Below are 6,582 nucleotides of genomic sequence, written 5' to 3' on the forward strand. Positions count from 1 at the left end.
CATATAAAACGCTCTAACAGTAACTGTTTTGGTTGGCGCATCTTGCACATTTGCTAAATCATCATCCGATTTACCCATAATGTAGGCACCGCCCGGAATTAAAGTCATACCAAATGGCTTCTCAGGACGCCATTTCTTTCCTTTAACTCCTACTAACTCACCTTTGTCGTTTGATCGTCCACAGCCCGTTAATAAAGCTAAAACTGATGCGAATGCAATGACTTTCTTCATATAAATTGGGGTTATTTGAATATTTTATTTTTAAGGGCGTAAACCTATTTATTATTTTTCAAAAAAGCAATTAAATAATATTAAATTTTACCCTTGCAATTTTACATCTACACTTTCACATTCCAAAAATAGAATATTAAAAATGAATAAAAAAACAAATTATCGATAAAATGCACTTTTTAACTGATAAAACACATCATTTGATGATTTTTGTAATCATAGTATTACATTAAATATAATTGTTTTGCCATTTTTAATCTTTACAAGCAATTTTTTCTCTGCGCCTTCCACCATCTTTCCGGTATTTCGTGGTTGCATGCTAATAAATATTCTTCATGCGAACAGGGTAATAACGTATTTTTTTTCAATTTATTGTGTTGCCCTTCGAAAAAATTAATTTCAATCCACCATCGGTCTGTTTTGTTACTTTTATAAAAAACCAACTCTTCATTTTCTAATGGAACAATATATTTCAGGTAGTTGTCTTTAGTTCCGAAAGGATACTCATTGGAACGAAAATTAACCCCTTCCATAAAATACCAAATCAGTTGTGCAATAAGCACCGCTTCTTCTTTGCTATTATTGTGATTGAAAACTCCAAATGAAGTTACTTTATCACTTATTCCGGCATAACGAGTTAAGCTGCAAATTTCTTTACCATTGAAACCATTCGGAATAAAGTTAACCAAATTTCCTGAATCCGACGACTTCACAGCAGTTAAATCGACACAAACAATATCGGCATCTCTGAAAACAGGTTCTGAAAGCGCAATATTGTTGGAAATTTCCCCTAAACGATAGGCATCAAAATACAATTTTTCTATTAAATCAATTTCTTCCTGAGAATTATAATACGTTTGAAATCCGATATTGCAATAGTTAAATAAGTTGTTTGGTTCATCTAACACAATCTTTGATAAGTATGAGGTAGAAGTTATTCCGTCTTCTTGCCTTCCAAAATCAAACTTACTGTCAATAGCAACCAAATTAACCATCTGCTCTAAGCTATCATAAGCCCTATATAATGGATAAGTCAAATCTTGAGTGCCGCCAATAACTATAGGGATTACTCCTTTACGAATGAGTTTAGCAGCCACTTTCTGTAAAGCGAAATAAGTATCCTCCTGAGAATTCCCCGGAAAAATATCTCCCAAGTCAGCTATAGAACTTTGCCAATTACCGGGATACAAACTATACAATTCTTTTCGAATGGCATTCAAATTTACTTCGTCAAAAGACTTCGAATTACCTCTATTTTCTAAAACACCTATTACTGCAACCTTGATTTGATCTAAATCAGGGAAATCTTTATCAGTATGAAAAGCCACTTTACTGCCCAAATGCTGTGACGACAGTCCTTTTATATATTGTATAATATCATTATCAACCGGTGAAAGAAAATCAAATTCCATGGCTTACTTTTTTTTGGTAGTAGTTTTTTTTGCGGTAGTTTTTTTGGTGGTTGCTTTTTTTGCTGCTGTCTTCTTCTCCGGTGTTTTTTTAGCAATCATATCTTGCACTTGCTCCAAAGTCAATTTCGAAGCATCAATATCTTTATTCAATTCGATTTTGATTTTGCCTTTAGTGATAACCGATTTTCCCCAACGGGCTTTTTCTACCACTATGCCTTCCTCTTTCCAATTGTGGATGACTTTATCGATATCTTTTTGCAACTTCTCTTCAATCAATTCAGCAATATCAGATTGCGATAAGTTATCAAAATTGTATTTTTTATTGACATTGATAAAAATACCGTTCCATTTTAAGAAAGGACCGAATCGACCAACGCCTTTTTGAACATCCATTCCTTGGTAAACTGCAATCGGCGCATCAGCTTTGGCTTTTTCATTAATCAGCTCCTGAGCACGTTCCATAGTTACATCCAAAGGATCTTCTCCTTTCGGCAACGAAATAAATTGCTTCCCGAAACGAACATACGGTCCGAAACGACCATTGCTAACCTCAACTTCTTCTCCTTTATAAACCCCAAGATTCTTAGGCAATAAAAACAGATTTAAGGCTTCTTCCAGCGTAATGTTCCCGATATTTTGATCTTGACGTAAGCTGGCAAATTGTTTGTCTTCATCTTCAGCATCTCCAATTTGAGCCATTGGCCCGAATTTCCCTAAACGAACCGAAACCGGTTTGCCTGATTTTGGATCTGTTCCCAAAATTCTTTCGCCACTTTCACGATCAGCATTTTTCTCCACTTCAATTACATTCGGATGGAACTTATTGTAGAAATCTTGCATCATTTTCGCCCAATCGATATTACCCTCGGCGATTTCGTCAAAATCCTGCTCCACTTTGGCGGTGAAATTATAATCCAAAATAGCCTCAAAGTTCTTTACCAAAAAGTCATTTACAATCGTTCCGATATCTGTTGGCACCAATTTCCCTTTGTCGGAACCGGTGTTTTCTTTTAAAACTTTTTCGTCCACTTTACTGTCTTTCAACGTCAACTGAACGTATTTTCTTTCTATGCCTTCCAAGTTTCCTTTTTCTACATAGTTTCTATTGATAATGGTAGAAATGGTTGGCGCATAGGTTGATGGACGACCAATGCCTAATTCTTCCAACTTCTTCACTAAAGAAGCTTCGGTATATCTTGAAGCCGGACGAGTATATCTTTCCGTGGCAGTGATATTATTGTTAGTCAATTTCTCATTAACTTTCAATGCCGGTAACATCCCTTCTTGCTCCTCATCGTCATCGTCATTACCTTCTAAATAGACTTTCAGAAAGCCTTCAAACTTGATTACTTCTCCGGTAGCTTGGAAAACTTCCGAGTGATTGTTTGCTTCTATCTTGACATTGGTTCTTTCCAATTCGGCATCAGCCATTTGAGAAGCCAAAGTTCTTTTCCAAATCAATTCGTATAAACGGGCTTGGTCTCTTTCAACATTCACCGTATGACGCGACATATCCGTTGGACGGATAGCTTCGTGTGCTTCTTGGGCGCCTTTTGATTTGGTGTTGAAATTTCTTGGTTTGCTAAACTCCTTGCCGTAGTAACTGGTAATTTCGGCTTGAGCAGCGGCTTGTGCTTCTTGAGAAAGATTTACACTATCCGTTCTCATATAAGTGATCAATCCGGCTTCGTACAAACGTTGTGCAATTTGCATGGTGATGCCTACGGGCAAATATAATTTACGAGCCGCTTCCTGTTGTAAGGTTGATGTTGTAAAAGGCGCAGCCGGTGATTTTTTGGTGGGTTTGGTTTCTAAATCGGCTACCTTATAAGTAGAACCGATATTTTTTTGCAAAAAGTCTTCTGCTTCTTTTTTGGTGGCGAAGTTTTTCGGCAATTTGGCTTTCACCACTTTTCCGGCTTCATTGGTGAATTCGGCAGTAACCGAATAAGACGCAACCGCTCTGAACTCTTGGATTTCTCTTTCTCGTTCCACAATTAATCTAACCGATACTGATTGTACACGACCGGCAGACAAACCACCTTTAACCTTTTTCCATAAAACCGGTGACAATTCGTAACCCACCAATCGGTCTAAAACTCTTCGGGCTTGTTGGGCGTTAACTAAGTTATAATCAATGCTGCGTGGGTTTTCAATCGCTTTTTGAATAGCGGTTTTGGTAATTTCGTGGAAAACAATTCTTTTGGTTTTGCTTTTGTCTAACTTTAATTCTTCCGCCAAGTGCCAAGAAATGGCTTCTCCTTCGCGGTCCTCATCGGAAGCCAACCAAACCATTTCGGCGTTTTTGGCTAGTCCTTTCAATTTAGTAACCAAGGCTTTTTTATCAGAAGAGACTTCGTATTTGGGTTTAAAACCATTTTCAACATCTACTCCAATTTCTTTGGATGGCAAGTCGGCTATGTGCCCATAGCTTGACTCTACCTGGTAATCACTACCCAGAAATTTTTCGATTGTTTTGGCCTTCGCCGGCGACTCCACGATAACTAAATTCTTTGCCATATCCCGATTGTTTGTGCGGACAAAAGTAAACGTTTTTTTTAAAATACCGATTTAGTGTTACTTTTTAACGGTGATTGACTCCAAAAAGTTAGATTTATACCTTAATATATTATGTCCATTAGAAGCATAATTTTCAAACAACCATTCCCAACACAAAAGACAACAACTCATTAGCCCCGATCTCGTCTTTAATGACGAGACAAGCCGCGGGAACACGGATTCCAAACACTCCCAAAGCATTCGCTCAAAAACTTTTGTTAAACCACCTCTGCCATCTTGTCAGATTTACGAATTTAGTATTATCTTTGCTGTCCGATTAAGCGAAAATCATTTTATGGAAAAGGAAATTGACGAGAAAAAACAAGGCACCAGCTTGGTTTTAGAACACAAAGAAGGCAACAGCAAGAAACTCTTTATAGAAAGCTACGGTTGTGCGATGAATTTTTCGGACAGCGAAATTGTAGCGTCTATTTTAACCGAGCAAGGCTACAATACTACCCAAAAATTAGAGGAAGCCGATTTGGTTTTGGTCAATACTTGCTCTATCCGCGACAAGGCAGAACAAACCGTCCGCAAGCGTTTGGAAAAGTACAATGCTGTAAAACGCAGCATTAATCCGGGCATGAAAGTAGGCGTTTTGGGCTGTATGGCCGAGCGATTGAAAAGTCAGTTCTTAGAAGAAGAGAAAATCGTGGACATGGTGGTTGGCCCTGACGCTTATAAAGACTTACCCAACTTATTGAAAGAAGTGGAAGAAGGTCGCGACGCGATAAACGTGATTCTTTCCAAAGACGAAACATATGGCGATGTTTCTCCGGTGCGTCTAAACAGCAACGGCGTAAATGCTTTTGTCTCGATTACACGTGGTTGCGACAATATGTGTACGTTTTGTGTAGTACCATTTACTCGTGGTCGTGAACGCAGTAGAGAACCGCAAAGCATTATGGCCGAAATCCAAGATTTGTGGGACAGAGGTTTTAAAGAAGTTTGCTTGTTAGGTCAAAATGTGGACAGTTACCTTTGGTATGGCGGCGGTTTGAAAAAAGATTTTGACAAAGCGACTGAAATGCAAAAAGCGACAGCCACTGATTTTGCCCAATTGTTAGAACAATGCGCCATTGCATTCCCAAAAATGCGTTTTCGTTTTTCGACTTCGAATCCGCAGGATATGCACGAAGAAGTGTTACATGTGATTGCCAAATACGATAATGTATGCAACTACATTCACTTGCCGGTACAAAGCGGAAGTACCCGAATCTTAAAAGAAATGAACCGCCAACATACGCGTGAAGAATACATGGAATTGGTGGATAAAATCAAAAAAATTATACCGGATTGCTCGATTTCACAGGATATGATATCCGGTTTTCCAACTGAAACCGAAGAAGACCATCAAGACACTTTGAGTTTAATGGAATATGTAGAATATGACTTCGGTTATATGTTTGCCTATTCAGAAAGACCAGGCACTTTAGCCGCTCGTAAAATGGAAGATGATGTTCCTGAAGAAGTCAAGAAAAGACGTTTGCAAGAGATTGTAGACTTACAACAAATATTAAGCGAAAAGAGAACCAGACGCTTCTTAGGTCAAACCGTAGAAATTTTAATTGAAAAAGAATCAAAGAAATCCGATAAGCACTGGAGTGGGAGAAACTCAGAAAATGTAGTGACTGTTTTCCCGAAAGGCGATTACAAAGTAGGCGATTTCGTTATGGTTAAAGTAAGCGATTGTACCACGGCAACCTTAATAGGAGAAGCGGTTGGGTATTCTGAAATGCAAAATTAAATTGTTTCCAGTTTCAGGTTTCAAGTTTCAAACTAACTTAAAACCTGAAACTTGAAACCTGAAACAAAAAATATGGAATCCGTTCAAAACATAAAACAACGCTTTGAGATTATTGGGAATGACCCGAAACTGAACCGCGCCATAGAAAAAGCGATTCAGGTTGCTCCTACTGATATTTCGGTATTGGTGGTAGGTGAAAGTGGTGTTGGTAAAGAAAGTATTCCAAGAATTATTCACTCCTTATCCCACAGAAAACACGGTAAATACATCGCGGTAAACTGTGGTGCCATTCCGGAAGGAACCATTGACAGTGAATTATTCGGACATGAAAAAGGTGCTTTTACCGGCGCAACCAATACCCGGGAAGGTTATTTTGAAGTAGCCGACGGCGGAACCATTTTCTTGGACGAAGTGGGCGAATTGCCGCTGACGACTCAAGTTCGTTTGTTACGTGTTTTGGAAAATGGGGAATTCATTAAAGTCGGTTCCTCGCAAGTACAAAAAACCAATGTTCGAATAGTAGCGGCTACTAATGTGAATATGTTTGACGCGATTGAAAAAGGCAAATTCCGTGAGGATTTATATTATCGATTGAGTACCGTTGACATTCCTTTACCACCGTTGCGCGATAGA

4 protein-coding genes and 1 pseudogene are annotated in these 6,582 nt (G+C 38.5%); 2 read left to right on the forward strand and 3 right to left on the reverse strand.

Annotated features, from left to right (window positions below):
- The 3 genes and pseudogenes from ACIQ32_RS10930 to topA all read right to left on the reverse strand — a co-directional run.
- A pseudogene (locus ACIQ32_RS10930) lies at positions 1-231 on the reverse strand (gliding motility lipoprotein GldK); the annotation flags it as partial.
- A gap of 260 nt (positions 232-491) precedes the next feature.
- The gene (locus ACIQ32_RS10935; RefSeq protein WP_396195726.1) at positions 492-1,643 is read right to left on the reverse strand and encodes a formimidoylglutamase; all 1,152 of its coding nucleotides are present in this window, start codon (positions 1,641-1,643) and stop codon (positions 492-494) included.
- Between the two features lie 3 nt (positions 1,644-1,646).
- Positions 1,647-4,163, reverse strand: a complete 2,517-nt coding sequence (gene topA / locus ACIQ32_RS10940; RefSeq protein ID WP_396195728.1) for a type I DNA topoisomerase — start codon at positions 4,161-4,163, stop codon at positions 1,647-1,649.
- A gap of 334 nt (positions 4,164-4,497) precedes the next feature.
- Between topA and miaB the strand changes: the two genes are divergently transcribed.
- Both miaB and ACIQ32_RS10950 read left to right on the forward strand, forming a co-directional pair.
- Positions 4,498-5,949, forward strand: coding sequence for a tRNA (N6-isopentenyl adenosine(37)-C2)-methylthiotransferase MiaB (gene miaB / locus ACIQ32_RS10945; RefSeq protein WP_396195729.1), 1,452 nt, complete (start codon positions 4,498-4,500; stop codon positions 5,947-5,949).
- A gap of 72 nt (positions 5,950-6,021) precedes the next feature.
- Positions 6,022-6,582: sigma-54 factor interaction domain-containing protein (locus ACIQ32_RS10950; protein ID WP_396195730.1), on the forward strand; the 561-nt coding region annotated here is incomplete at its 3' end.

This window comes from Flavobacterium sp. (assembly GCF_044373165.1).
GTDB lineage: Bacteria > Bacteroidota > Bacteroidia > Flavobacteriales > Flavobacteriaceae > Flavobacterium.

Bases quoted from the DNA above. Each gene is read 5' to 3' on its own strand.
- ACIQ32_RS10935 (WP_396195726.1), bottom strand. From the start codon at position 1,643: ATGGAATTTGATTTTCTTTCACCGGTTGATAATGATATTATACAATAT.
- miaB (WP_396195729.1), top strand. From the start codon at position 4,498: ATGGAAAAGGAAATTGACGAGAAAAAACAAGGCACCAGCTTGGTTTTA.
- topA (WP_396195728.1), bottom strand. From the start codon at position 4,163: ATGGCAAAGAATTTAGTTATCGTGGAGTCGCCGGCGAAGGCCAAAACA.